A 24,043-nucleotide genomic window follows, 5' to 3' on the forward strand; every position below is an offset into this window, starting at 1 on the left:
CCTCATGCGCGGCCGTGTGAACGAGGTCGATACCGGTTTCCCGCCCCGCCGCCTACCACTCCGCGGCAGGGCCGCCCGGGCCGCGGGCTGAATGATTCCGGAACCGGTTACCCCCGCCGCAGCCCGCCGACGGCAAGGAAAGCCTCATGAGCACCGCGACCACCGTGGGCGGTTTCGGCACCGGACCCCTGTCCCGCGCCGCCGCCCTCCTGCACACCCTCCTCACCGTCGAGGCCCTTCTCCTCGCGACGGCCGCCCCCGGCCTCGTCGGCCTGCTCTTCCTGGGCCCCGAACCGGCGAACCTGCCCCTCGCCGCCGGCTGCGTGCTGCCGCTCGGGCCGGCCGTCTCCGCCGCGCTGTACGCCCTGTACCACCGCAGCCGCGACCTCACCGACCTCCACCCGGCCCGCGTCTACCTGCGTGGCTGGCGTCTCAACGCGTTCCCCGCGCTGAAGCTCTGGGCACCCCTGCTGGCCTGGCTCACCGTGATCGCTTTCACCCTTACCCACTTCGCCGCCACCGGTCTGCCCGGCTGGTGGGCGGTGCTCCTCGGGGTGATCGGCGTGGCCTCGCTCCTCTGGGGCGCCCACGCGCTCGTCCTCACCTCGCTGTTCGCGTTCCGCGCCCGTGACACCGCTCGCCTCGCCGCGTACTTCCTGCTCCGGCAGGGCCGCGCCACCCTCGCCGCGGCCTCCCTGCTCATCCTGGTCGGCGGTCTGACCGCCCTGCTCACGGAAGCCCTGCCCGCTCTGCTGGCCGCACCAGTGCTGCTCTCCCTGCTGAGGTCGAGCGGCCGGGTGATCGTCGAGACTCAGGAGGACTTCACCGTATGACCGAGCCCGACACCGGAAACGACGGCCGTCTCCCGCACACCGACAGGATCCCGTACGGCGGCGACTACAACCCCGAGCAGTGGCCGCAGGCCGTCTGGGACGAGGACCACCGCCTGTTCACCCAGGCCGGAGTCGACACCCTCACCGTGGGCGTCTTCATCTGGTCACTCACTCAACCTGACGAAAGCGTTTACGACTTCACGATCCTCGACGGCATCCTCGACCGGGCCGCCGCCGAGGGGCGGCAGGTCTGCCTCGCCACCGGGACCGCCGCCCTCCCGCCCTGGCTCGCGAAGAAGTATCCCGAGGTCAACCGCACCGACTTCGAGGGCCGCCGCCACCGATACGGTCAACGGCACAACTTCTGCCCCAGTTCACCCGAGTACCGTCGACTGGCCACGGCTCTGGCCGGTCGTCTCGCCGAACGCTACGCCGAGCACCCGGCGTTGCTGGCCTGGCACATCAACAACGAGTACGGCGGAGCCTGTTACTGCGACCTGTGCGCCGACGCCTTCCGCGGCTGGCTGCACGAACGGCACGGCACACTCGACGCCCTCAACGACGCCTGGTGGACGACGTTCTGGTCGCACCGCTACACCGACTGGGACCAGATCGAGCCGCCGAGCGCCCTCACCGAGCACTGGCGCGGCCCCGACCACACCGCCTTCCAGGGCATCACCCTCGACTACCAGCGCTTCATGACCGAGGCCCTGCTCGGCTGTTTCACCGGCGAGAAGGAGGCGATCCGCGCCCACGACCCCGACACGCCCGTCACCACCAACCTCATGGGCACCTACCGTCCGCTCGACTACCACCGTTGGGCGCCCCACCTCGACTTCGCCTCCTGGGACAACTACCCGCCCCTCGACGCCCCGCCCACCCGTCCCGCCCTCGCCCACGACCTGATGCGCGGCCTCAAGGACGGCGCCCCCTTCTGGCTGATGGAGCAGACCCCGTCCACCACCGCCTGTCGCGACGTCAATCCTCTGCGCCGACCGGGCGAACTGCGCCTCGCGACCTGGCAGGCCATCGCGCACGGGGCGGACGCCGCCCTGTACTTCCAGATGCGCGCCTCACGCGGCGCCTGCGAGAAGTACCACGGTGCGGTCATCGGTCACGCGGGCCGCGACGACACCCGCGTCTTCCGCGAAGTCGCCGCCCTCGGCCGGGAACTGGGCGAGCTCGGAGGAAGCACCCTGGGCGCCCGGACGCCGGCTCGCACCGCGCTCCTCTTCGACTGGGACAGCTGGTGGGCACTGGAGATCTCCGACGGCCCCTCGCGACTGGTCCGTTACCCGGACGTCGTACACGCTTACTACCGAGCCGCACGCGAGGCAGGAGCCGACGTCGATGTCGTGGCGGTGACCGCCGATCTCACGCCGTACGACGTGGTCCTCGCCCCGGCACTCCACCTCGTCAAGGGAGACCTGGCGAAACGCCTGGAGGCGGTGGCCCGACGAGGCGGCACCGTCCTCGCCACCTTCCTCACCGCCCGCTCCGACGAACACGACCGCGCCTTCCTCGCCGACGTCCCCGGCCCGCTGGCCCCCCTCATGGGCATCCGCGTCGACGAATGGGACGCCAAGCCCGGCGACGTCGAACAGCCAGTACAGGTAGGCGACTTGGCGACGCGAGCCCGTCTCGTCTTCGAGATCGTCCAGCTCCGCGGCGCCGAACCGGTCGCCACCTACGGCGCCGACTTCTACGCCGGCACCCCGGCCGTGACCCGTAACCACTTCGGCGCGGGACAGGCCTGGTACGTGGCGACCGCCCTCGACCAGCCAGGCGTCGACCACGTTGTCCGCCAAGTTCTCGCCCGCCATGACCTGGTCGGGCCCTACGCCGACCACCACACCGTCGAGACCGCCACCCGCGTCACACCCGACGGAACCCGTCTGCTCTTCCTCCTCAACCACGCGTCCGAGCACGCCCGATTGCCCGCCCACACAGCCGCGACCGACCTCCTCACCGGCAAAAGGTTCGACCAGGGCGAAGTGCTTGCCCTGGACCCGTTGGGTGTAGCCGTCCTTCGGCTTCAGTAGATCGTGCGTCCCCGGCCGTCCGGGATTCCGGACTTCCGCAGGAAGTAGCTGTTCACCTGGTCCCGCCACTCGCGTGCGCCGCGCACCTGCTCCTCGTACCGTTCCGCAACGCGCGCGTGCCACGCCGGTTCCACCAGGTCCGCGAGGCCCGCCCACACCCGGCGGGCCTCCTCGGCTTCCTCCGCACCCTCGAAATGCGTGTCGTAGATGTGCTGCACAACCGTTTTCCCGCTCCTCAGCACATGCCCGTACGGCACGTGGTGGAAGAACAGCAGAAGCTCGTCGGGGCAGGATGCGGCCGACTCGAACAGCTCTGCCCAGGGCTTGGCGTACTGCGCCGCGTACCCCGTGCCGGTGGCCGCGCTCCGGTCGACGCCGATCCCGTCCCGGTCGGCGAAGTGGTACGTCCCCCACGGGCTGTACTCGTAGCCGTCGACACTTGGCCCGTAGTGGTGGCCCGGCTGCACCATGAAGCCGACGCCGAGCGGAGCGGTGTACTTCTCGTACGTCCGCCAGGAGCCGTGCAGCACCGCCCGCAGCCCGGCGGCCAGCCGCTCGGAGGCCGTCGGGAAGGTGAGCGCGATCCACTCGTCCAGGATCCGATGAGGGTCGGCATCCGGTTGCCAGGCGAGCCGACCGAAGGTGTAGAGGTTCGCCTGTGCCAGCGGATGCCCGGTCCAGAACGGGTCGTCCCCGACATTGGCCACCGCCACAAGCCCGCCGCGCGCCAACTCCGCGACACGCAGCCGCTGTTCACTCTCCGGATGGAAGCGCAGCGCCTCGCTCCACATGGGTCCGAGCCAACACACATGCCGTTGCTGCCCGGTGTACTCCTGAGTCGACTGCACCTCCACCGCGACCCGCGTACGAGGCAGCGCTCCCAGCACCGGCGAGACCGGCTCACGCACCTGGAAGTCCATCGGCCCGTGCTTCACCTGGAGCACGGCGTTGTCGGCGAACTTCCCGTCCAGCGGGGCGAAATGGTCGTACGCGGCCCGCGCCCGGTCCGTCGAACGGTCCCGCCAGTCCTGGCGGTGGTCGTACACGAACGCCCGCCAATGGACGGTGCCGCCGTGCGGGGCGAGAGCCACGGCCAGCATGTTCGCGCCGTCCGCGTGTGAGCGGCCGTACGTGAACGGGCCCGGCTGGCCCTCCGAGTCGGCCTTCACCACGAATCCGCCGAAGTCCGGGATCGCCGAGTACACCTTCCGCACGGCCTCCGCCCACCAGCCGCGCACCGCCTCGTCCAGCGGGTCGGCGGTGGACAGTCCGCCGAGCACGATGGGTGCGGCGAAGGTCACGGACAGATGTGTGCGGATCCCGTACGGACGCAACGTCCGTGCGATGTCGGCCACTTCGCCGATCCGGTCGGTGAGGAGGTGCGCCTCTGTCTCGTGCACGTTGACGTTGTTGACCGAGATCGAGTTGATCCCGCAGGCCGCAAGTAGCCTGGCGTACGCCCGTACCCGCTCCAACTCCTGTCGGGCGCACCCGTTTTGCCAGAAGAGTGAGCCGCCCGCGTACCCGCGCTCCACCTGGCCCATGACCGGATGCACGGCCACGTTGTCCCAGTGGTCCAGCATCCGCAGCGCCGTCGCCGGGCGGTGTGTCTCACGCGCGCGCGTGCCCCGGAAGGCGTTCTCGCCGAGCCGTACGACATGGAACAGTCCGTACAGCAAACCGGGTTGACCGCTCGCGGTGACGATGGTGGTCCCGTCGGTGCGCTCGATGGCGAACCCCTCTGCGCCGAGTTCGCCATCACCCGGGCTGCCCAAGCCGCCGAGGCTGCCAAGCTCCCCGACACCTTCGAGACCCGGACCGGTGTCGCCGGAGCCACCGGCCTCCGCCACCCGCAGCACGAGGTCGTACGAGGACGAGGCATCCGATTTCTCGCCCCGTACGACCACCTCGCCGCCGAACTGTGCGCAGGCGTACGCCACTTCACCGTGCACCGTGTCCACCAGTGGGCCCGTGCCGTCGACCAGCGTTCGCCGGCCGCCCACCGGCCGGAACGTCTCCGGTGGCAGCCAGGCGGGGTCGATCCCCTCGGGCAGGACGGGCACGGTGAGCGGCATGGTCCCTCCGGGTGATGCGGGCTTGCCTAGGCGATGGCCGATCCGGTGCCGCGGGCGGCGCCGATGAGGTCGGTGAGCGCAGCGTCGTCGTAGACGGAGATGTCGACGTAAGCGCCTTCGGGCAGGTCGAAGTCCTCGACCTCGTAGTCCAGCACCGCCGTGGTCCCGGGCGGGCTGAAGGTGCCCAGGTCGTGGGACACGCCGCCGGACGTGTAGCTGACCTTGACGTAGTACGTGTCACCGTCGTTGGCGGTGTCGTACACCCACAGCTTCTCGTCGTTGGGGTGGAATTCCACCTTGCCGACGAACGCCCCCGAGTTGGTCAGCTCCATCTTCACGGCCAGGCCGCCGGCATCGTTCGCGAAGTACGTGTTGTCGAACGGGTCGGTGAGGTTGCCGCCGCTGCACGGGCAGTTGTCGGTGTCGTAGTAGTAGGCGTGATACACCGGGTTGGGGCTGTACGCCTGCGCCGGAGCCGCCGTCGCGAACAGCGCCCCCGCTCCCAGCGCCGCACCCGCGAGCAGTCCCGTGAACCGTCTGATGATGCTCATGTACCGCTTTCCCCCTCCGTGACGGGCCGCCCGGTGACCGCGGGCGGCCTGATCATTCTGGAACACGGGTGACGCCCGGTACAGCGGGCCGTCGCTGTTGGTTACCGGATCAGGACAACAACTCCACTTCGGCGAGGCTTACTTGGCCTGCTCGTGCTCCGGGGGCCGCGTTGCTCGGTGCGCCTCCGGTGCCCGCCCCTCCCGCGTCGCCGTCGAGGACCAGCCGGTAGTGCGCGTATGTGCCCGGCCGCTCGAGCGTGAAGGCGCGGGTCTGACGGTCCCAGGGGAAGGTCTGGCCGGAGCGCCGGTCCAGGTCGGTCCACGTCAGGCTGTCCGAGGAACCCTGGAGCACCCAACCCGTCGGTGCCTGCGTGTGGTCGGCCGATGTGAGGGTGTACTGCACCGCTTTGGTACCGGTCGAGACCGGCAGGGTGAGCGTGCCCGACACCGTTTCCTGCGTTGCCGACGTGTCGTCGAACAGCGCGCCCGCGCCCTTCAGTACGTCCGTGCGCGGCGCCGGCGCCTTGTCGTCCTGAGTGATCGAAACCGGTCCCGCGTTCTTTCCGGACCCCCACGACGAGGGGCGCGGTCCCATGTCGAACTCCAGGACCCCACCCTTGGCGAGCAGCGTGTGGGGCAGTGAAGTCGACGTCCAGGCACGGCCGTTGACCTTCAGGCCCTGTACGTACACGTTCTTGGCGCTGTTCTTCGGCGCCTTGACCACCAGGTCCTTGCCGTTCTCCAGGTGCACGGTCGCCTTGGTGAACAACGGTGAGCCGACGGCGTATTCGCCGCTTCCCATCACCAGCGGATAGAAGCCAAGCGCGGAGAACAGGTACCAGGCCGACTGCTCGCCGTTGTCCTCGTCGCCGTGGTACCCCTGCCCGATCGAGCTGCCGGTGTAGAGCCGTGCGAGTACCTCGCGGGCCTTCGCCTGCGCCTTCCAGGGCTGCCCGGCCGCGTCGTACATGTAGATCGCGTGATGGGCGACCTGGTTGGAGTGCCCGTACATGCCCATCCGCACGTCCCGCGCCTCCGTCATCTCATGGATGACGCCACCGTACGAACCCGCAAACTCCGGGGAAGCGGTTTCCGGGGTGGCGAAGTAGGTGTCGAGCTTCTTCGCCAGACCGTCGCGGCCGCCGTACAGATTGGCCAGGCCCCGGCTGTCCTGCGGGGCGGTGAAGGCATAGCCCCAGCCGTTGGTCTCGGTGTAGTCGTAACCCCACACTCGCGGGTCGTAGTCCTCCGACGCCACCCGCCAGTCGCCCTTCTCGTCCTTCCCCTGGAAGAACCCGGCCTTCGTGTCGAAGAGGTGCACATAACCCTGCGCGCGGTTGAGGAAGTAGTCGGCTTCCTCCCGGTAACGCTTCTCGCCGGTCTTCCGGAACAGGGCCTGGCCCATGCGGGCGATGCCGTAGTCGTTGAGGTAGCCCTCCAGTGCCCACGACAGGCCCTCGTGCGTGGCCGTGCTCGTGTAGCCGAGGAAGGGCGAGGTGGACATGCCCTTGCGGCCCACCCCCGACGCCGGGGGCACCACCGTCGCGTTCTTCAGGGCCGCCTCGTACGCGGCCTTGGCGTCGAAGCCGACTCCCTTGACGAACGCGTCCGCGAAGGCGACGTCGGACGAGGTACCGGTCATCAGGTCGGCGTACCCGGGCGAGGACCAGCGCGAGGTCCAGCCGCCGTCCTTGTACTGCTGGACGAACCCGTCGGTCAGCACACCAGCCTGAGTGGGCGTCAGCAGGGCATAGGCCGGCCAGGTCGTCCGGTAGGTGTCCCAGAAACCGTTGTTGACGTACACCTTTCCGTCCACGATCTTCGCGCCGGTGTGCGTCGGGGTGTCCGGGCCGGGCATCGGCGAGAACGGCGACGCGTACCGGTACGTCGAACCGACCTTTTCGAAACCGGAGTTGGGGTACAGGTAGAGCCGGTACAGGCTGGAGTACAGCGTCGTGAGCTGGTCCTGGCTCGCGCCCTCGACCTCCACGGTGCCGAGGAGCTTGTCCCACTGCCGCTGGGCGCGCTGCTTGACCGTGTCGAAGTCGGTGTCCTGCGGGATCTCCTGGCGGAGGTTGTCGCGGGCCTGGTCGACACTGATGAGGGAGGTCGCCAGGCGCAGGGTGACCGTGCGGTCGGCGCCCGCGTCGAAACGCAGGTATCCCTTTACGCCGCTCGATGCACCATCCGCCACCGGGGCGTCGAACTCGCCGTACACGAAGAGCCGGGTCGCTCCCGTCGACAGTCCCGACTTCACGTCCGAGTAACCGGTTACGACGCCGGCTTCCTTGTCCAGGGTCAACCCCGCCTGGTCGGTCACGTTGTCGAAGACGACGCTCGCGTCCGAGCCCGGGTAGGTGAAGCGCAGGGCGGCCGCATGGTCGGTCGGTGCCATCTCCGCCGTGAGACCGTTCTCGAAACGGACTCCGTAGTAGTACGGGCGGGCGGTCTCGTTCACGTGCCGGAAGGCCAGGGCCCGTGCCGTCCGCCCGGTGTCCGGGATGCCGGCCGCGGCCGACGGCATCATCTGGAAGGTCTGCCGGTCACCCATCCACGGACTCGGCTCGTGACTCGCGCTGAACGCCTGGATCGTGGGCAGGTTGTCCGCGTTGTTGGCCCGCGCGTAGTCGTACAGCCAGCCGAGCGAGGACGCGTTGGTCACCGGCGTCCAGAAGTTGAAGCCGTGCGGCACGGCCGTGGCGGGAAACGTGTTTCCGCGCGAGAAGCTCCCGCTGGAGTTGGTGCCGCGGGTGGTCACCGCGTAGTCCGACAGATGCGCCTTCGCCGCCTCAGGGGCAGGGGTGCGCAGCGTGATGTCGTCCACCCAGCCCCTGAACCGGGCCGGCCCGCCGGGGGAGTCGTAGGCGATGAGAATCCGGTCGACGGTTTTCCCGGCCGCCACCGTCCCGATCGCGGACATCACGTCGTTCCACTGGTTGACGTACAGCACCTTCGCGGTGCCCTGCCCACGAGGCGACAACGGGAAGCCGTACTGATCGCTCGCCCCGAGCCCGCTCAGATACGTGCCGTCCGTGAAAGCAAGGTCCACGGAAACATTTGTCGCGGCGTAGTCACGATCGCCGTCCGCCATCCCGGGGAAGATCCGGTACGCCAGCTGTGTGCGGGTACCGACCCGGATATTCACGTCGAAAACCTTGTTGTACGAGTACGCCCGGCCGGAAGCGGTGTGCCGACCCGCGTAACGCAGCGCACGGCGCCCGCTGAACCCGGCGCCCGCCTTCGCGGTCGGTGAGCCGCTCGGGCCCCGGTCGACGACGGTGAGCATGTCCGGCGGGACGGGCCCGTCGCTGCCGCCCGTGCCGAACCGCACGTCGGCGAGCTGGAGGATCCCGGCGCCGTGGTTGCGGGTGACCTCCAGCCGGAAGTGCCGATACTCGGCCGAGGCCGAGGTCGCGAGGGTGTACGTACGGGTCTGGAACCGCTCGGCGAAGGACTCCCCGGAGCGGGTGTCGAGGGGCGTCCAGGCGGTGCCGTCCGCCGAGCCCGAGAGGGTCCAGTCGGCGGGGTCGCGCTCGGCGAAGTCATTGGCCGAGGTGAGTGCGTAAGCGGTTGCCCGCACAGGCTCGTCGAGGTCGAACTCGACCCACCCGGTGGACGCGAACGCCAGCCACTTGGTGCTCGCCTCGCCGTCGGCGAGGTTCTCCTTCACCTCGCCGCCGGCCTGGTTCTCGGCGCTCGCCCGGACGTCCGTGACCCGGTCGGTCACATCGCCGGGGAGCCCACCGCCGTAGCCGCCGTCCACGCCCGAGGCCCGCTTGCCGCCGCCCGGCGTGGTGTCGACGGTGCTCTGCCAGTCGGGGGCGTGTTCACCCGCCTCGAAGGACGAGGCGAACCCCCGGCCCGGTAGCGGCACCGGGGAGGGCAGTGCGACCGCCGTCCCCTGTGCGCCGACCGTCATGACCAGAGCGGCCGTGATCACGACCGCCCGCAACCGCCCCAACCGCTGCATGCGTGAGCACCCTCCCCGCGCCGGACAACGCCCCGGACAACGTTGTCCTCCTGGTTGTGCAGGAATCAGTAGGGGGTCAAGTGGACAGTGATGTCAAGGATGTTGATTGCGCCAAGCGGGGCTCATGTCATGCAATTTTCCGGCAAGGCGCCCACCGGCCGGTCATATTTCCGGGAGGTCTCAACTCGGAAAAGACCAACGGCCAACCTTGCATTCGATCTTGCTCCGCTGGCAAGAAGTGGACTATACCTGTCGGCGATTCACCGTCGAATCCGGCGATGCCGTCCGACCGCATGATCTGTACGACCCTGCTTGACCTGACCGCGGTGCCGGGAAGGATCCGGTGCACCGCCTGAGTCCTGGAGAAGGCGAGGACTTGAGCATGGGATCCCACTCCGAGAACATCGGCTCCGACAAGAACGGCTCCGTAGGTGTCGGCCGCCGAGATCTGATCAAGAGATCCGCGGCGCTCGGCCTGATCTCCGTCCCCACGATGAGCTTTCTGTCCGCCTGCGCCAGCAGCGGCGGGGGCGACGAGGACAAGGCCAAGGCCGGAAAGAAGACCGCGAAGAATCCCCTCGCGGTCAACGAAACCGCCCAGATGGAATTCGTCCTGTTCGACGGCGGTTTCGGCAAGGAGTACGCCGAGGACGCGGTCAAGATCTACGAGAAGGCCTTCCCCGACGCGAACGTGAAGTTCTCGGCCACCCAGAAGATCCAGTCGACCCTCCAGCCCCGCTTCAACCAGGGCACCCCGCCCGACCTCATCGACAACTCCGGCGCCGAGCAGATGGACATGGGCGTCCTGGTCGGCAAGAATCAGCTTGCCGACCTCACCCCGCTCCTGGACGCCGCGTCCTACGACGACCCGAACAAGAAGGTGCGCGACACCCTGCGGCCCGGCATCGTCGAGATGGGCCAGTTCGACGGCGACCCGGTCTGGATCATGTACTACGCCTACACCGTCTACGGCGTCTGGTACTCGCAGAAGGCCCTGGACTCGCTCGACGCCACGTACCCCGAGACCTGGGACGAGATGCTCGCGGTCTGCGAGAAGGCCAAGAAGAAGGGCATCGCGGGCTGGACGTACGCGGGCAAATACCCGTACTACCTCCCCTTCTCGCTGTACCCGATGATCGGCAAGGTGGGTGGTCGCGAGGTCCTCGACGCCATCGACAACCTGGAGCCGAACGCCTGGAAACACCCGGCGGTAAAGGCTTGCTTCGACGCCTACTACGAGCTTTTCAAGAAGGGTTACATCCTCAAGGGCACCCCGGGCCTGGACCACATCCAGTCGCAGACCGCGTGGGCCAAGGGCAAGGCCCTGTTCATCCCCAACGGTTCCTGGGTGGAGAACGAGTCGGCGAACGTCATCCCCGCCGACTTCGACCTGGCGGTCTCCGCGCCCACCGGCATCGACTCCTCCGACAAGATGCCCTTCGGCACCATCTGGGCCTCGGGCGGCGAGCCGTTCGTCGTGCCGGCCAAGGCGAAGAACACGGCAGGCGGCATGGAACAGCTGCGCATCATGCTCAGCGAGGCGTCCTCCAAGAACTTCACCTCGAAGGTGAAGTCGCTGACCGCGTACAACGGCGGCACCGACGGCATCACTCTCACTCCCGGCCTCAAGTCGGGTGTGGCGGCGCTGGACAAGGCCGGCGAGAACGTGGTGAATCCGCGACTTCAGGACTGGTATGTCCAGCTTCAGAAGGAGAAGATCGGGGTGTCCGGCCTGGGCGAGATGATGGCCGGCCGGCTCACACCGGCCGAGGCGATCAAGAAGATCCAGGGCTACGCCGACGAGGCCGCGAAAGACACGTCGATCAAGCATTACAAGCACCAGTGACGGTGAGAATCACGGCGAAGTATCCATAAAAGCACCGGAGTGGCGATGCAGCACGGCAAGTACCGGTTCATCGTGGGGTTCCTGGCGCTCCCCCTGGGACTGTACGCGCTCTTCGTGGTGTGGCCGTTCATCCAGTCCATCTACTACTCGTTCACGGACTGGACCGGCCTGAGCCCCGAATTCAAGATGGTCGGCCTGGACAATTACCGGAGGATGCTGGACGACGAGATCTTCTGGAAGTCCTTGCAGCACAGCTTGATGTTCGCGGTCGTGCTGCCGCTGGTGACGATCAGCCTGGCGCTGTTCTTCGCCTTCATGATCAATGTCGGTGGACGGCGAAGGAAGGGCGGCCCGGTGATCTCCGGGGTCCGGGGCTCTTCCTTCTACAAGATCGTGTACTTCTTTCCGCAGGTGTTGTCGATCGCCATCGTGGCGCTGCTGTTCGCCTTCGCGTACAACCCGGACAGCGGCGCGATCAACTCCTTCTTCCGGGGGATCGGGCTCGACGGCCTCCAGCCGCTCTGGCTCGGCGACCCGGATCTCGCGCTGTGGTGCGTGATGGCGGTGCTCGTCTGGTCCACGGTCGGTTTCTTCGTGGTCCTGTTCTCGGCGGGCATGGCCTCCATCCCGGCGGACCTGTACGAGGCCGCGCTGCTGGACGGCGCGGGCCGGGCCGCGACGTTCTTCCGCATCACCCTGCCCCTGCTCTGGGACACGGTGCAGTCGGGCTGGGTCTACATGGGGATCCTCGCGCTCGGCGCCGAGTCGTTCGCGGTCGTGCAGATCATGACGACCGGGCCCGGCGGCCCCGACTACTCGACCACCGTCATGGTCCTTTACGTGTACCAGAAGGCCTTCCGTGACGGTCAGGCCGCCTACGCCACCACCATCGGCGTCGCCCTGCTCATCGTGACGCTGGCCTTCGCCGCGGTCGTGATGCGGCTGGGGCGGCGCGAGCGGCTGGAGTACTGACGATGAAGACGACCGAAACCCCCGCGCCTCCGCCTGCCGAGTCCGGCTCGGCTGTCCCTGTCACGAAGGTCGGCCTGCCCACCAAGAAACCGCCTACGGAGAAGAAATCGGAAGGAAGCGTTCTCAACGCCTTCTCCCACGGCATCCTGGTCATCTGGGCGATCATGGTCGTGCTGCCGTTGCTGTGGGCGGTGATGACCTCCTTCAAGGACGACAGCTCCATCTTCGGTTCACCCTGGTCGCTGCCTGACAAGCTGCACTTCGACAACTGGTCACGGGCCTGGACCGAGGCCAACATGAGCGACTACTTCCTCAACACCATCCTGGTGGTGGGTGGTTCACTCATCGGCACGCTGGTCCTCGGCTCCATGGCGGCCTACGTCCTCGCGCGTTTCGACTTCCCCGGCAACCGTTTCATCTACTACCTCTTCATCGGCGGCATGAGCTTCCCGATCATGCTGGCGCTGGTCCCGCTGTTCTACGTCGTGAACAACATGGGCCTGCTGAACTCCATCCACGGCCTGATCCTCGTCTACATCGCCTACTCGCTGCCGTTCACGGTGTTCTTCCTGACGGCCTTCTTCCGCACGCTGCCGACCTCGGTGGCGGAGGCGGCCTTCGTGGACGGCGCCTCGCACAGCCGTACGTTCTTCCAGATCATGGTGCCGATGGCCAAGCCGGGCCTGATCAGCGTCGGTATCTTCAACTTCCTGGGCCAGTGGAACCAGTACATGCTCCCCACGGTCCTCAACACCGACCCCGACAAACGCGTCCTCACCCAGGGACTGGTCCAACTGGCTGTCAGTCAGGGCTACAAGGGTGACTGGTCGGGGCTCTTCGCGGGCCTCGTGATGGCGATGCTGCCGGTGCTCGCCGCGTACATCGTCTTCCAGCGGCAGGTGGTGCAGGGGCTGACCGCGGGTGCGCTGAAGTAGGAGCACATCCGGGCACGGCCGGCGCCCGCGTCGAGACGCCCTTCGGGTCTGCGCGGGCGCCCGCTGCACGGGACGGCCCGCGCAGGCCCGGCCGCTACCGTTCGCCCGCCGCCCGCCGCCCGCCGCCCGCCGCCCGCCGCCTGCCGCCTGCCGCCTGCCGCCCGCCGCCCGCCGGCCTTGGCGTCGTGCATGCTCCGATTTCGGCCGTGGCCATGGCGGCGGCATGCGGGCCAACCAAAAGAAGTGGGACGAAAGCGGCTTCGCCTTCATTACCTGGCCCCCCTGCACCCACCCTCACTCCCACCGTCCCGCACGCTCCCCAGGCGCTCACCCCACCTCGCTCCCCGCCGGCACCTGTTCTCCCCCGCCCCGGCCCCGTCCGAGCCCTGGCCGCAACGCCCCGCAGCCGCTCCCACACGCCCCGCGACCCCGGCTCGGCCACCCTCCGTGTCTCTTCGCACGCATGCGGATACTGTTCAACCTCTTGACGGGAGGCGACCCGAACGGCTCAGCTTAGAGTTCACTAGTTGGACATAGACGGGGCCTCATCGAAGCGGTCCCGCGCGCAGGAGGTCGTCGTGGAGACTCCGGGGTCGCAGTCGTCGCTGCACCGAGCCAACCTGGAGAGAGTCGTACGCGCCGTGCGTCTGGCCGGGTCCCTCACGCAGGCGGAGATCGCCAGGACCACAGGTCTGTCCGCCGCGACCGTCTCCAACATCGTGCGCGAGCTCAAGGACGGTGGAACCGTCGAGGTGACACCCACCTCGGCCGGCGGACGAAGGGCACGCAGCGTCAGTCTGAGCGGCGACGCGGGCATCGTCATCGGGGTGGATTTCGGTCACACCCACCTGCGCGTCGCGGTGGGCAATCTGGCCCATCAGGTCCTTGCCGAGGAGTCCGAGCCGCTGGATGTGGACGCCTCTTCGACGCAGGGCTTCGACCGGGCGGAACAGCTGGTCACCCGGCTGATCGAGGCCACCGGGGTGGACCGTACGAAGGTCGCGGGAGTCGGTCTCGGCGTGCCCGGACCGATCGAGCTGGAGTCCGGAACGCTCGGCTCGTCCGCCATCCTGCCCGGCTGGATCGGCACCAGACCCGCCGAGGAGATGAGAGGCCGGCTCGGCGTACCCGTGCACGTGGACAACGACGCCAACCTCGGCGCCCTCGGCGAGATGGTCTGGGGCAGCGGCCGAGGCGTTCGTGATCTTGCTTACATCAAGGTCGCGAGCGGTGTCGGCGCCGGTCTGGTGATCGAGGGGAAGATCTACCGAGGTCCCGGCGGCACCGCCGGAGAAATCGGACATATTACACTTGACGAGTCCGGCCCCGTCTGCCGCTGCGGAAACCGGGGCTGCCTGGAGACGTTCGCGGCGGCGCGCTATGTGCTCCCGCTCCTCCAGTCCAGCCACGGCACGGATCTGACGATGGAAGGCGTCGTACGGCTGGCGAGGGACGGTGATCCGGGCTGCCGTCGGGTGATCGCCGACGTCGGCCGACACATCGGCAGTGGAGTCGCCAATCTCTGCAACCTGCTGAACCCGAGCCGGGTGGTCCTGGGCGGTGATCTCGCCGAGGCCGGTGAGCTGGTGCTCGGTCCGATCAGGGAGTCCGTCGGCCGCTATGCGATCCCGAGTGCGGCGCGCCAACTTTCCGTTCTTCCGGGGGCACTTGGGGGTCGTGCGGAGGTGCTTGGAGCGCTCGCTCTCGCACTCAGCGAGATGGGCGATTCAACCCTTTTGGACGGCACGCTGACCGCAGCGACACCTGCCTTCACTTAGAGAACGAATGAGGCCGTTGCCATCTCGTTAAGTATTTACTTCTTGACGTCGAACTTGCGGCCGAGTTGACTTCGAGCCACCTCGGCCGCAGCGTTGCGGCCCTGTCAGGGAGGCACACCCCAATGAACGCAACGATGCGTAGAGTCGTGATCGGCGCCACCGCCGTGTCCATGGCGCTTTCGATTGCCGCGTGCGGCAAGGCGGGCGACGACAAGGACAGCGACTCCGGTAGCAGCAGCTCGGGCAACAAGTCCATCGGCCTGCTGCTCCCCGACAGCGTCACCGCGCGGTACGAGAAGTTCGACAAGCCGTACTTCGACGCCAAGGTCAAGGCGCTCTGCTCCGACTGCAAGCTCGAGTACGCGAACGCCGCGGCCGACTCGGCCAAGCAGGCCCAGCAGGTCAGCAGCATGGTGACCAAGGGTGTCAAGGTCATCGTGATCTCCGCCCAGGACTCCGCCGCGATCAAGTCCTCGATCCAGTCCGCGGTGGACAAGGGCGTCAAGGTCGTCGCGTACGACCGCCTCGCCCAGGGCCCCGTCTCGGCCTACGTCTCCTTCGACAACGTCAAGGTCGGCGAGCTCCAGGGTCAGGCCCTGCTCGACTCCCTCGGCGCCAAGGCGACTCCCAAGGCGAAGGTCGTCATGATCAACGGTGACGACGCCGACCCGAACGCCGGCCAGTTCAAGGAAGGCGCGCACAAGGCCCTCGACGGCAAGGTCGACATCGCCTACGAGCAGTCCGGCCTCTGGAAGGACACGGTCGCCGCGCAGAAGATGTCCGCGGCCATCACCCAGCTCGGTGCCAAGAACATCGCGGGCGTCTACGCCGCCAACGACGGCATGGCCGGTGGCATCGCCAACACCCTCAAGGGTGCGAAGATCAGCGGCATCCCGCTGACCGGCCAGGACGCCGAGCTCGCGGGTATCCAGCGCATCGTCGCCGGCACCCAGTCCTCCACCGTCTACAAGGCCTTCAAGCCCGAGGCCGAGGCTGCCGCCCAGCTCGCGGTCGACCTGCTCGAGGGCAAGGACATCAAGGCCCTGGCCACCGAGACGCTGACCAGCGGCTCCGGCGACAAGGTCCCCTCGCAGCTGCTGACCCCGGTGTCGGTCACCAAGGCCAACATCAAGGACACGGTGATCAAGGACGGTCTGTACACCGTCGCGGACATCTGCACCGCCGAGTACGCCGCCGCCTGCAAGACCGCCGGTCTCCAGTAGCCCAGCCGGTCCACCCGTAGGCACCCGGTCCCGAGGGCCCCTCTCGAGTCGCATCTCGAGCCGGTCCTCGGGTCCCACCGACCGCTCAGCGGTCCCGTGAGACCTGTCCGACGCCCGCCCCACTTCACACCCCGCTGCCGGGGCGGGCGTCGGACGGAACCGTTGCCAAGCGCAGCGGATTCACGCATGTTCATCTTGTAAACCTCGTGCGTCGGCATCGCGTACCCCGCGTGCCGCGCACATCCCTCCGCGCCTGTCTTTGAGCGCGGCATCCCCGCCGGTCAGGCGGCGAAGGAGATGGTTCACGTGTCCGCTACGCCCGTGCTGGCGTTGCGCGGAGTCTCCAAGCGATTCGGTGCGGTGCAGGCACTCACCGACGTCGAGCTGGAGGTCCACGCCGGAGAAGTGGTCGCCCTGGTGGGCGACAACGGCGCAGGAAAGTCCACCCTGGTCAAGACGATCGCGGGTGTCCACCCCATCGATGAGGGCGTCATCGAGTGGGAGGGAAGCCCGGTCAGCATCAACCGGCCGCACGACGCCCAGGGACTCGGCGTCGCGACCGTCTACCAGGACCTCGCCCTGTGCGACAACCTCGACGTGGTCGGCAATCTCTACCTCGGACGCGAGTTGCTGCACCGAGGCGTCATCGACGAGGTGACGATGGAGAAGAACGCGCGGGAGCTGCTGTCCACGCTCTCCATCCGCATCCCGAGCGTGCGCATCCCGATCGCCAGTCTCTCCGGCGGTCAGCGCCAGGTCGTCGCCATCGCGCGCGCCCTGATCGGTGACCCGAAGGTCGTCATCCTCGACGAGCCCACCGCCGCCCTCGGCGTCGAGCAGACCGCGCAGGTCCTCGACCTGGTCGAGCGGCTGCGCGAGCGCAACCTCGGCGTCATCCTCATCAGCCACAACATGGCCGACGTCAAGGCGGTCGCGGACACCGTCGCCGTCCTGCGTCTGGGCAAGAACAACGGCTCCTTCCCCGTGAAGGACACCAGCCACGAAGAGATCATCGCCGCGATCACCGGGGCCACGGACAACGCCGTGACCCGTCGTGCGGGGCGTCGCACCGCGGAGGCGGCAAAGTGAGCGACACGTCCAAGACCGTGAAGAGCGACTCCTCGGAGCCCGGGAAGGTCGAGAAGACCGGGGGCGTCATCGAGGACCAGACCACCGTCGCCCCCGCCGACGACCCGACGGCCGCGCCGGTATCCGTCGTCGACCCGCGCCTGCTGGTGCGGGAAGAGGGCTTCAAGGGCTACATCACCGAGTTCAAGCGCAAGGTCAAGGGGGGCGAACTCGGTCAGATCCCGGTCGTCATCGGCCTGATCGTCATCTGGACGATCTTCCAGGCGAAGAACGACCTGTTCCTGAGCGCCGACAACCTCTCGAACATCAGCTACTTCATGTCGGCCACCGGCATGCTGGCCATCGGCCTGGTGTTCGTCCTGCTGCTCGGTGAGATCGACCTGTCGGTCGGTTCCGTCAGCGGTCTGGCGTCCACCCTGTTCGCCGTGTTCGTGGTGGACCACACCATGAACCCGTGGCTGTCGCTGGTCCTGACGATCCTCACCGGTGTCGGCATCGGCGCGCTGCACGGCTGGTTCTTCGCGAAGATCGGCGTACCGGCCTTCGTGGTCACCCTGGCCGGCTTCCTCGGCTGGAACGGTCTGATGCTGTGGCTGCTGGGCTCCAGCGGCACGATCAACATCCCGTCGGACTCCGGCCCGGTGCACCTGCTCGGCCAGAACTCCTTCTTCATGGACCAGGCCATCATCGGCGCCTACCTGCTGGCCGGTCTCGCGGTCGTGCTGACCGCCGTCGGCAACTTCGGTGAGCAGCGTCGCCGCCGGGCCGCCGGTGTGCCGTTCCGGCCGACCACGGAGATCCTGCTGCGCGTCGGTGCGCTGGCCGTCGCGTCCTTCCTGGCGGCGAGCGTGCTGAACAACGCCTCCGGTGTCTCCAACGCGCTGGTGATCTTCCTGGCGGCGCTGGTGATCGTCGACTTCGTGCTCCGTCGCACCACGTACGGCCGTAAGGTCTTCGCGGTCGGTGGCGGCATCGAGGCGGCCCGTCGTGCCGGTATCAACGTGCCGATGGTCCGCATCACCGTGTTCGCCATCTCCGGTGGCTTCGCGGCGGTCGGCGGCATGTTCTTCGCGGGCCAGACGGCGTCCGCGACGCTGAACGCCGGTGGCGGCAACACCCTGATGCTCGCCATCGCGGCGGCCGTCATCGGTGGTACGAGCCTCTTCGGCGGCCGCGGCACTGTGTGGTCCGCGCTCCTGGGCATGCTGGTCATCCAGTCCATCCAGACCGGCCTCGACCTGCTGAACATGAACACCTCGATCCAGTACATGATCACCGGTGGTGTTCTGCTGGGCGCGGTCGTCATCGACTCCATCTCCCGCAAGAGCCAGAAGGCCGCCGGTCGAGGCTGACGCTCCAGGTGACGCCCTGTGCCCGGCATCCGTATCGATGCCGGGCACAGTCGTGTCATAGGAAAGGCTCATTCTGGGTACGGCCGTTCGCGTGACCTATGACGCATGGGCCGGAGTCGATCCGCCCGGGCGGAACATTAGACTCGACAAGCCCGGCAACAGCTCGATCAGCTTTTACTGCAAGGAGGCACGGGTGCCGCTGCTGACCCGCATCAGGGGACCGCGCGATCTGGACCGGCTCAGCCTGGAAGAGCTGGACCAGCTGGCAGAGGAGATCCGGAGCTTCCTCGTCGACGCCGTCTCCAAGACCGGTGGCCACCTCGGCCCCAACCTCGGCGTGGTCGAGCTCACCATCGCTCTGCACCGGGTCTTCGAGTCGCCGAAGGACAAGGTGCTCTGGGACACGGGCCATCAGTCCTATGTGCACAAACTGCTCACGGGCCGGCAGGACTTCTCCCGGCTGAAGATGAAGGGCGGCCTGTCCGGCTACCCCTCGCAGGCCGAGTCCGAGCACGACGTCATCGAGAACAGCCACGCCTCCACGGTGCTCGGCTGGGCCGACGGCCTCGCGAAGGCCAACCAGATCCTCGACCGCGACGACCACGTGGTCGCCGTCATCGGTGACGGCGCGCTCACCGGCGGCATGGCCTGGGAGGCGCTGAACAACATCGCCGACGGGGACCGCCCGCTGGTCATCGTCGTCAACGACAACGAGCGCTCGTACGCGCCGACCATCGGAGGCCTGGCCAACCACCTCGCCACCCTGCGGACGACGGACGGCTACGAGCGCTTCCTCGCCCGCACCAAGGAGGTGCTGGAGCGCACCCCCGTCGTCGGCAGACCCCTCTACGAGACCCTGCACGGCGCCAAGAAGGGCCTGAAGGACTTCATCGCCCCCCAGGGCATGTTCGAGGACCTCGGCCTGAAGTACGTCGGCCCGATCGACGGCCACGACATCGAGGCCCTGGAGTCCGCGCTGGCCCGCGCCAAGCGCTTCGGCGGCCCGGTCATCGTGCACTGCCTCACCGAGAAGGGCCGCGGCTACCAGCCCGCCCTCCAGGACGAGGCCGACCGCTTCCACGCCGTCGGCAAGATCCACCCCGACACCGGGCTGCCGATCGCCACCTCCGGCGCCGACTGGACCTCCGTGTTCGGCCAGGAGATGGTCGAGCTCGGCAAGGAGCGCGACGACATCGTCGCCATCACGGCGGCCATGCTCCAGCCCGTCGGCCTCGACAAGTTCGCCAAGGCCTTCCCGGACCGGGTCTACGACGTCGGCATCGCCGAGCAGCACGCCGCCGTCTCCGCCGCGGGCCTGGCGGCGGGCGGGGTGCATCCGGTGTTCGCGGTGTACGCCACATTCCTCAATCGTGCCTTCGACCAGGTCCTGATGGATGTCGCCCTCCACAAGTGCGGTGTGACTTTCGTACTGGACCGGGCCGGCGTCACCGGCACCGACGGCGCCTCCCACAACGGCATGTGGGACATGTCGATCCTCCAGGTCGTCCCGGGCCTCCGACTCGCCGCCCCGCGCGACGCCGACCAGGTCCGCGCCCAGCTGCGCGAGGCCGTCGAGGTCGAGGACGCGCCGACCGTCGTCCGCTTCTCCAAGGGCGCCGTGGGCCCCGCCGTACCCGCCGTGGGACGCGTCGGCGGCATGGACGTGCTGCGCGAGAGCGGCACCGACACCCCGGACGTGCTGCTGGTCTCCGTCGGCGCCCTCGCCCCGATGTGCCTGGAGATCGCGACCCTCCTCGACCGGCAGGGCATCACCACCACGGTCGTCGACCCGCGCTGGGTCAAGCCCGTCGACGAGGCCATGGCCCCGCTCGCCGAGCGGCACCGCGTGGTCGTGACCGTCGAGGACAACTCCCGCGTCGGAGGCGTCGGCTCGGCCATCGCCCAGGCGCTGCGCGATGCGGGCGTAGACGTCCCGCTGCGCGACTTCGGCATCCCGCCCCGCTTCCTCGACCACGCCTCCCGCGCCGAGGTCATGGCCGAGATCGGGCTCACCGCCCCCGACATCGCCCGCCAGGTCACCGGCCTGGTCTCCAAGCTCGACGGCAAGTACGGCAGCACGGCCGCCGAGGTCGACTCCGTGGAGTCCGCGCGCGACTGACGCCGTCGCGGGCCGACCGATACGCCCGGATGGGCCGGTTTCACCACTGTGAAGAGTGGTGAAACCGGCCCATTCGCGTTAACTCGCCCGCGCCGGGGCATACGCTCTACGCCCCCTCTCGATCATGTCGAGGACGACACAGCGTGGGAGGTACCCCGTGAGCAGCACCCTCTTCCGGACGAAGAAGGTCGAGCAGTCCATCCTCGATACCGAGGAACCCGAGCACGCGCTCAAGAAATCCTTGTCCGCGCTGGATCTCACCGTCTTCGGCGTCGGCGTCATCATCGGCACCGGCATCTTCGTCCTGACCGGCACCGTCGCCAAGAACAACGCCGGTCCCGCCGTCGCCCTGGCCTTCGTCGCGGCCGGGGTGGCCTGCGCGCTCGCCGCGCTCTGCTACGCCGAGTTCGCCTCGACCGTGCCGGTGGCCGGCTCGGCGTACACCTTCTCGTACGCCTCCCTGGGAGAGCTCCCCGCCTGGATCATCGGCTGGGACCTGGTCCTGGAGTTCGCGCTCGGCACGGCGGTGGTGGCCGTCGGCTGGTCCGGGTACATCGCCTCGCTGCTCGACAACGCGGGCTGGCATCTGCCGGCAGCGCTCAGCGGCAGAGAGGGAGCCGACGGCTTCGGCTTCGACATCCTCGCCGCCGCCCTCGTCCTGGTGCTGACGGTCATTCTCGTGGTCGGCACGAAGCTCTCCGCGCGGGTCACCACCGTCGTGGTCGCCATCAAGGTGACCGTCGTCCTGACCGTGATCATCGCGGGTGCCTTCTTCATCAGCGGCGACAACTACGACCCGTTCATCCCCAAGGCGCAGACCGTCGACGCGGGCGGCGGTCTCGATGCCCCGCTCATCCAGCTGATGTTCGGCTGGGCGCCGTCCAACTTCGGCGTGATGGGCATCTTCACCGCCGCCTCCGTCGTCTTCTTCGCGTTCATCGGCTTCGACGTCGTCGCCACGGCGGCCGAGGAGACCAAGAACCCGCAGCGTGACATGCCCCGCGGCATCATCGGCTCCCTCATCATCTGCACCGTCCTGTACGTCGCCGTGTCGATCGTCGTCACCGGGATGCAGCACTACACCAAACTGTCGGTCAGCGCCCCGCTCGCCGACGCCTTCAAGGCCACCGGGCACCCCTGGTTCGCGGGCTTCATCAGCTTCGGCGCCGCCGTCGGCCTGACGACCGTCTGCATGATCCTGCTCCTCGGCCAGACCCGGGTCTTCTTCGCGATGAGCCGCGACGGACTGCTGCCGCGCTTCTTCTCCCATGTCCACCCGCGCTTCAAGACCCCGCACCGGCCGACGATCCTGCTGGGCGTCCTCATCGCGATCCTGGCCGGCTTCACCAGCCTCAGCGAACTCGCCGAGCTGGTGAACATCGGCACCCTCTTCGCCTTCGTGGTCGTCGCCATCGGCGTGATCATCCTGCGCAGGTCCCGCCCCGACCTGCCCCGCTCCTTCCGGACCCCGTGGGTGCCGTTCCTCCCGATCCTGTCGGTGTGCGCCTCGCTGTGGCTGATGCTCAACCTGCCCGCCGAGACCTGGCTGCGGTTCGGCATCTGGATGGTCGTCGGGTTCGTCGTGTACTTCCTCTACGGCCGCTCGCACAGCCTTCTCGGACGGCGCGAGGCGACATCCGCCGACGGGGCCCTCAAGCCGGGCCGCGACGACACGGTGTGACGGCCGGGAAGCCGGCCCCGTACGACCGCCCGGGGCCGGCTCGGGCGCCGTTCGCTTCGGTCCCGTCCGGTCAGTCGCGTACGGAGCGCGGGCCCGTCACGTCCGCGCCCAGCTCCGTCACCCGGCGGCGCAGCTCGCGGTCGGCCGTGACGACCAGGCGGGAGCGTCCCACGGACCCGGCCACCAGCTCGACGATACGGTCGTCCCCGCTGCCGGGCGCCGCCTCCACCCGTACGCCGGGCACCGGCTCCACCCCGCGGGCCGCGCCCTCCACGACGAGAACGATCTCCTGGGCCCCCTCGCACCCGGGCAGCCCGTCCGCGGCCAGCCGGTCGCGCAGACGCTCCGCGGCCCCGCGCCGGTCCCGCCACCACCCGTCGGGCACCGACCCGACGACATTCGCGGCGTCGACGATCACGAGCAGCGCGGCGTTGTCGTCCATGGGCCCAGCGTCGCACGGTCGGCCCTGCGGGTGTGACCCTCGCGCAGGAGCCGTGAAGGGTCCGTCATAAAGTGATCGGGTGAACGGCGACTGGCTCATACGCGGCCGCGACGGGCGGCTCGGTGTCTATCTCATGTCGGACGACGCCGTCCTGTGCCGGGCGGAACGAACCCCGGGCGGGCCCTGGGAGGCCCCACGCAGGGTGGGCGGCGACCAGAAGGTGCATCCGGCCCTGGCCGTCGGCCAGGGCGCCGACGGCTACGCCCACCTGGCCTCCTGGTGGACGACGCTGAAGGGGGTGACGGGCATGGTGCACTCCGTGCACTTCCGGCCGCTGCTCGCCGCCCTGGACTGGGCGCCCCTCGGCCATCCCGACAAGAAGGGCGACCGCACCGGCACGCCCGCCGTCGCGGTGGACACCCAGGGACGCGCGCATGTCTTCGTCCGCGGCATCGGCACGGGACTGCGCATGATCGCCCAGAAGGAGAAGGGCGGCTGGGACCCGTGGCGCGACCTGAAGGGGCAGGGCCTTGAGGGGGCACCGGTCGCGGTGACGGGGGAGTCCGGCTGCGTCCAGGCGTACGCGGCCGTCTCCGGTGGGATCCTGCACTGGCGCCAGGAGGCGCCGGGCACCCAGCCGGTGCTCCAGGAGCCCCTCAAGGCACCGGTCAGGACCGGCACCCTCCGGGCGCTGGCCACCTCCCCGGAGCACACCACCCTCTTCTACACCGACGACTCCGGTGATGTGTGCGCGTGGCGTCCCGGCACCGAGCCCGTCTCCGTGCTCGCCGCCGCCGGCCCCGGTCCGGTCGCCGCGATCCGCACCGAACTCGACGGTCACGACTGCACGTTGCTCGCCCAGCGCTCCGCGAGCGGCCGGGTCGCCTTCGCGGCGTATCCGACCGAACGGGAGTCGGCGGGCGCCTGGTGGGCCGAGTCGGGCCCCCAACTGCCCGCCGACGCCGTGGTGGCGCTCGCCAAGGACCACGAGGACCGGGTGGTCGCGGCGGCTCTGTCCCCGTCGACCGGCCTGCTCCAGCTCACCCGCCGCAAGGACGAGCCCGGCCTGGCCCTGATGGCCTGGCGGACGGTCTGACGCGGAACAACCGGGTGACGTGCCCGCCGCGGCCGGCGG

The 24,043-nt window shown here is 68.6% G+C and carries 16 protein-coding genes; 12 read left to right on the top strand and 4 right to left on the bottom strand.

The window, feature by feature from the left end; genetic code table 11:
- Positions 1-146: 146 nt before the first annotated feature.
- Both G9272_RS34010 and G9272_RS34015 read left to right on the top strand, forming a co-directional pair.
- Positions 147-833 (top strand): hypothetical protein, encoded by a 687-nt coding sequence (locus G9272_RS34010; protein ID WP_171400055.1) that lies wholly within the window; start codon positions 147-149, stop codon positions 831-833.
- The gene (locus tag G9272_RS34015; RefSeq protein WP_171400056.1) at positions 830-2,875 is read left to right on the top strand and encodes a beta-galactosidase; all 2,046 of its coding nucleotides are present in this window, start codon (positions 830-832) and stop codon (positions 2,873-2,875) included. Before G9272_RS34010 ends, G9272_RS34015 begins: the two co-directional genes overlap by 4 nt.
- Here the strand turns inward: G9272_RS34015 and G9272_RS34020 are convergent.
- The 3 genes from G9272_RS34020 to G9272_RS34030 all read right to left on the bottom strand — a co-directional run bounded on the left by G9272_RS34020 (position 2,869) and on the right by G9272_RS34030 (position 9,471).
- Positions 2,869-4,950, bottom strand: a complete 2,082-nt coding sequence (locus tag G9272_RS34020) for an alpha-glucuronidase (protein WP_171400057.1) — start codon at positions 4,948-4,950, stop codon at positions 2,869-2,871. The genes G9272_RS34015 and G9272_RS34020 overlap by 7 nt on opposite strands.
- A gap of 26 nt (positions 4,951-4,976) precedes the next feature.
- A complete protein-coding gene (locus G9272_RS34025) occupies positions 4,977-5,501 on the bottom strand; it encodes a hypothetical protein (RefSeq protein ID WP_171400058.1) in 525 nt (174 codons plus the stop codon).
- Between the two features lie 109 nt (positions 5,502-5,610).
- The gene (locus G9272_RS34030) at positions 5,611-9,471 is read right to left on the bottom strand and encodes a GH92 family glycosyl hydrolase (RefSeq protein ID WP_171400059.1); all 3,861 of its coding nucleotides are present in this window, start codon (positions 9,469-9,471) and stop codon (positions 5,611-5,613) included.
- Positions 9,472-9,853: 382 nt separating this feature from the next.
- Here G9272_RS34030 and ngcE point away from each other — a divergent pair, with 382 nt between their 5' ends.
- The 9 genes from ngcE (at position 9,854) to G9272_RS34075 (ending at position 22,466) form a co-directional block, all read left to right on the top strand.
- Complete coding sequence (ngcE, locus tag G9272_RS34035) at positions 9,854-11,317, top strand: N-acetylglucosamine/diacetylchitobiose ABC transporter substrate-binding protein (RefSeq protein ID WP_171400060.1); 1,464 nt, start codon at positions 9,854-9,856, stop codon at positions 11,315-11,317.
- A 45-nt stretch (positions 11,318-11,362) separates the two neighbouring features.
- Positions 11,363-12,289 (top strand): carbohydrate ABC transporter permease, encoded by a 927-nt coding sequence (locus tag G9272_RS34040; RefSeq protein WP_054243397.1) that lies wholly within the window; start codon positions 11,363-11,365, stop codon positions 12,287-12,289.
- Positions 12,290-12,291: 2 nt separating this feature from the next.
- On the top strand, positions 12,292-13,224 hold the full coding sequence (locus G9272_RS34045) for a carbohydrate ABC transporter permease (RefSeq protein WP_171400061.1): 933 nt from the start codon (positions 12,292-12,294) through the stop codon (positions 13,222-13,224).
- 578 nt (positions 13,225-13,802) lie between these two features.
- Positions 13,803-15,002, top strand: a complete 1,200-nt coding sequence (locus tag G9272_RS34050) for an ROK family transcriptional regulator (RefSeq protein WP_171400062.1) — start codon at positions 13,803-13,805, stop codon at positions 15,000-15,002.
- A gap of 134 nt (positions 15,003-15,136) precedes the next feature.
- On the top strand, positions 15,137-16,225 hold the full coding sequence (locus G9272_RS34055; protein WP_171400063.1) for a sugar ABC transporter substrate-binding protein: 1,089 nt from the start codon (positions 15,137-15,139) through the stop codon (positions 16,223-16,225).
- 297 nt (positions 16,226-16,522) lie between these two features.
- Positions 16,523-17,314, top strand: coding sequence for an ATP-binding cassette domain-containing protein (locus G9272_RS34060; RefSeq protein ID WP_079074152.1), 792 nt, complete (start codon positions 16,523-16,525; stop codon positions 17,312-17,314).
- Positions 17,311-18,666, top strand: coding sequence for a sugar ABC transporter permease (locus G9272_RS34065; protein ID WP_437184331.1), 1,356 nt, complete (start codon positions 17,311-17,313; stop codon positions 18,664-18,666). The genes G9272_RS34060 and G9272_RS34065 overlap by 4 nt, the downstream gene beginning before the upstream one ends.
- Positions 18,667-18,859: 193 nt before the next feature.
- Positions 18,860-20,785: a 1-deoxy-D-xylulose-5-phosphate synthase gene (gene dxs, locus G9272_RS34070; protein WP_171402289.1), complete on the top strand. Its 1,926-nt coding sequence runs from the start codon at positions 18,860-18,862 to the stop codon at positions 20,783-20,785.
- Between the two features lie 157 nt (positions 20,786-20,942).
- A complete protein-coding gene (locus G9272_RS34075) occupies positions 20,943-22,466 on the top strand; it encodes an amino acid permease (RefSeq protein WP_171400064.1) in 1,524 nt (507 codons plus the stop codon).
- A gap of 70 nt (positions 22,467-22,536) precedes the next feature.
- Here G9272_RS34075 and G9272_RS34080 read toward each other — a convergent pair whose 3' ends face one another.
- Entirely contained in the window at positions 22,537-22,908 is a 372-nt protein-coding gene (locus G9272_RS34080) for an NTP pyrophosphohydrolase (RefSeq protein WP_171400065.1), read from the bottom strand.
- A 79-nt stretch (positions 22,909-22,987) separates the two neighbouring features.
- Here G9272_RS34080 and G9272_RS34085 point away from each other — a divergent pair, with 79 nt between their 5' ends.
- The gene (locus G9272_RS34085) at positions 22,988-24,004 is read left to right on the top strand and encodes a hypothetical protein (RefSeq protein ID WP_171400066.1); all 1,017 of its coding nucleotides are present in this window, start codon (positions 22,988-22,990) and stop codon (positions 24,002-24,004) included.
- Positions 24,005-24,043 lie beyond the last annotated feature (39 nt).

It is taken from the genome of Streptomyces asoensis (genome assembly GCF_013085465.1).
GTDB classification, from domain to species: Bacteria; Actinomycetota; Actinomycetes; order Streptomycetales; family Streptomycetaceae; genus Streptomyces; species Streptomyces cacaoi_A.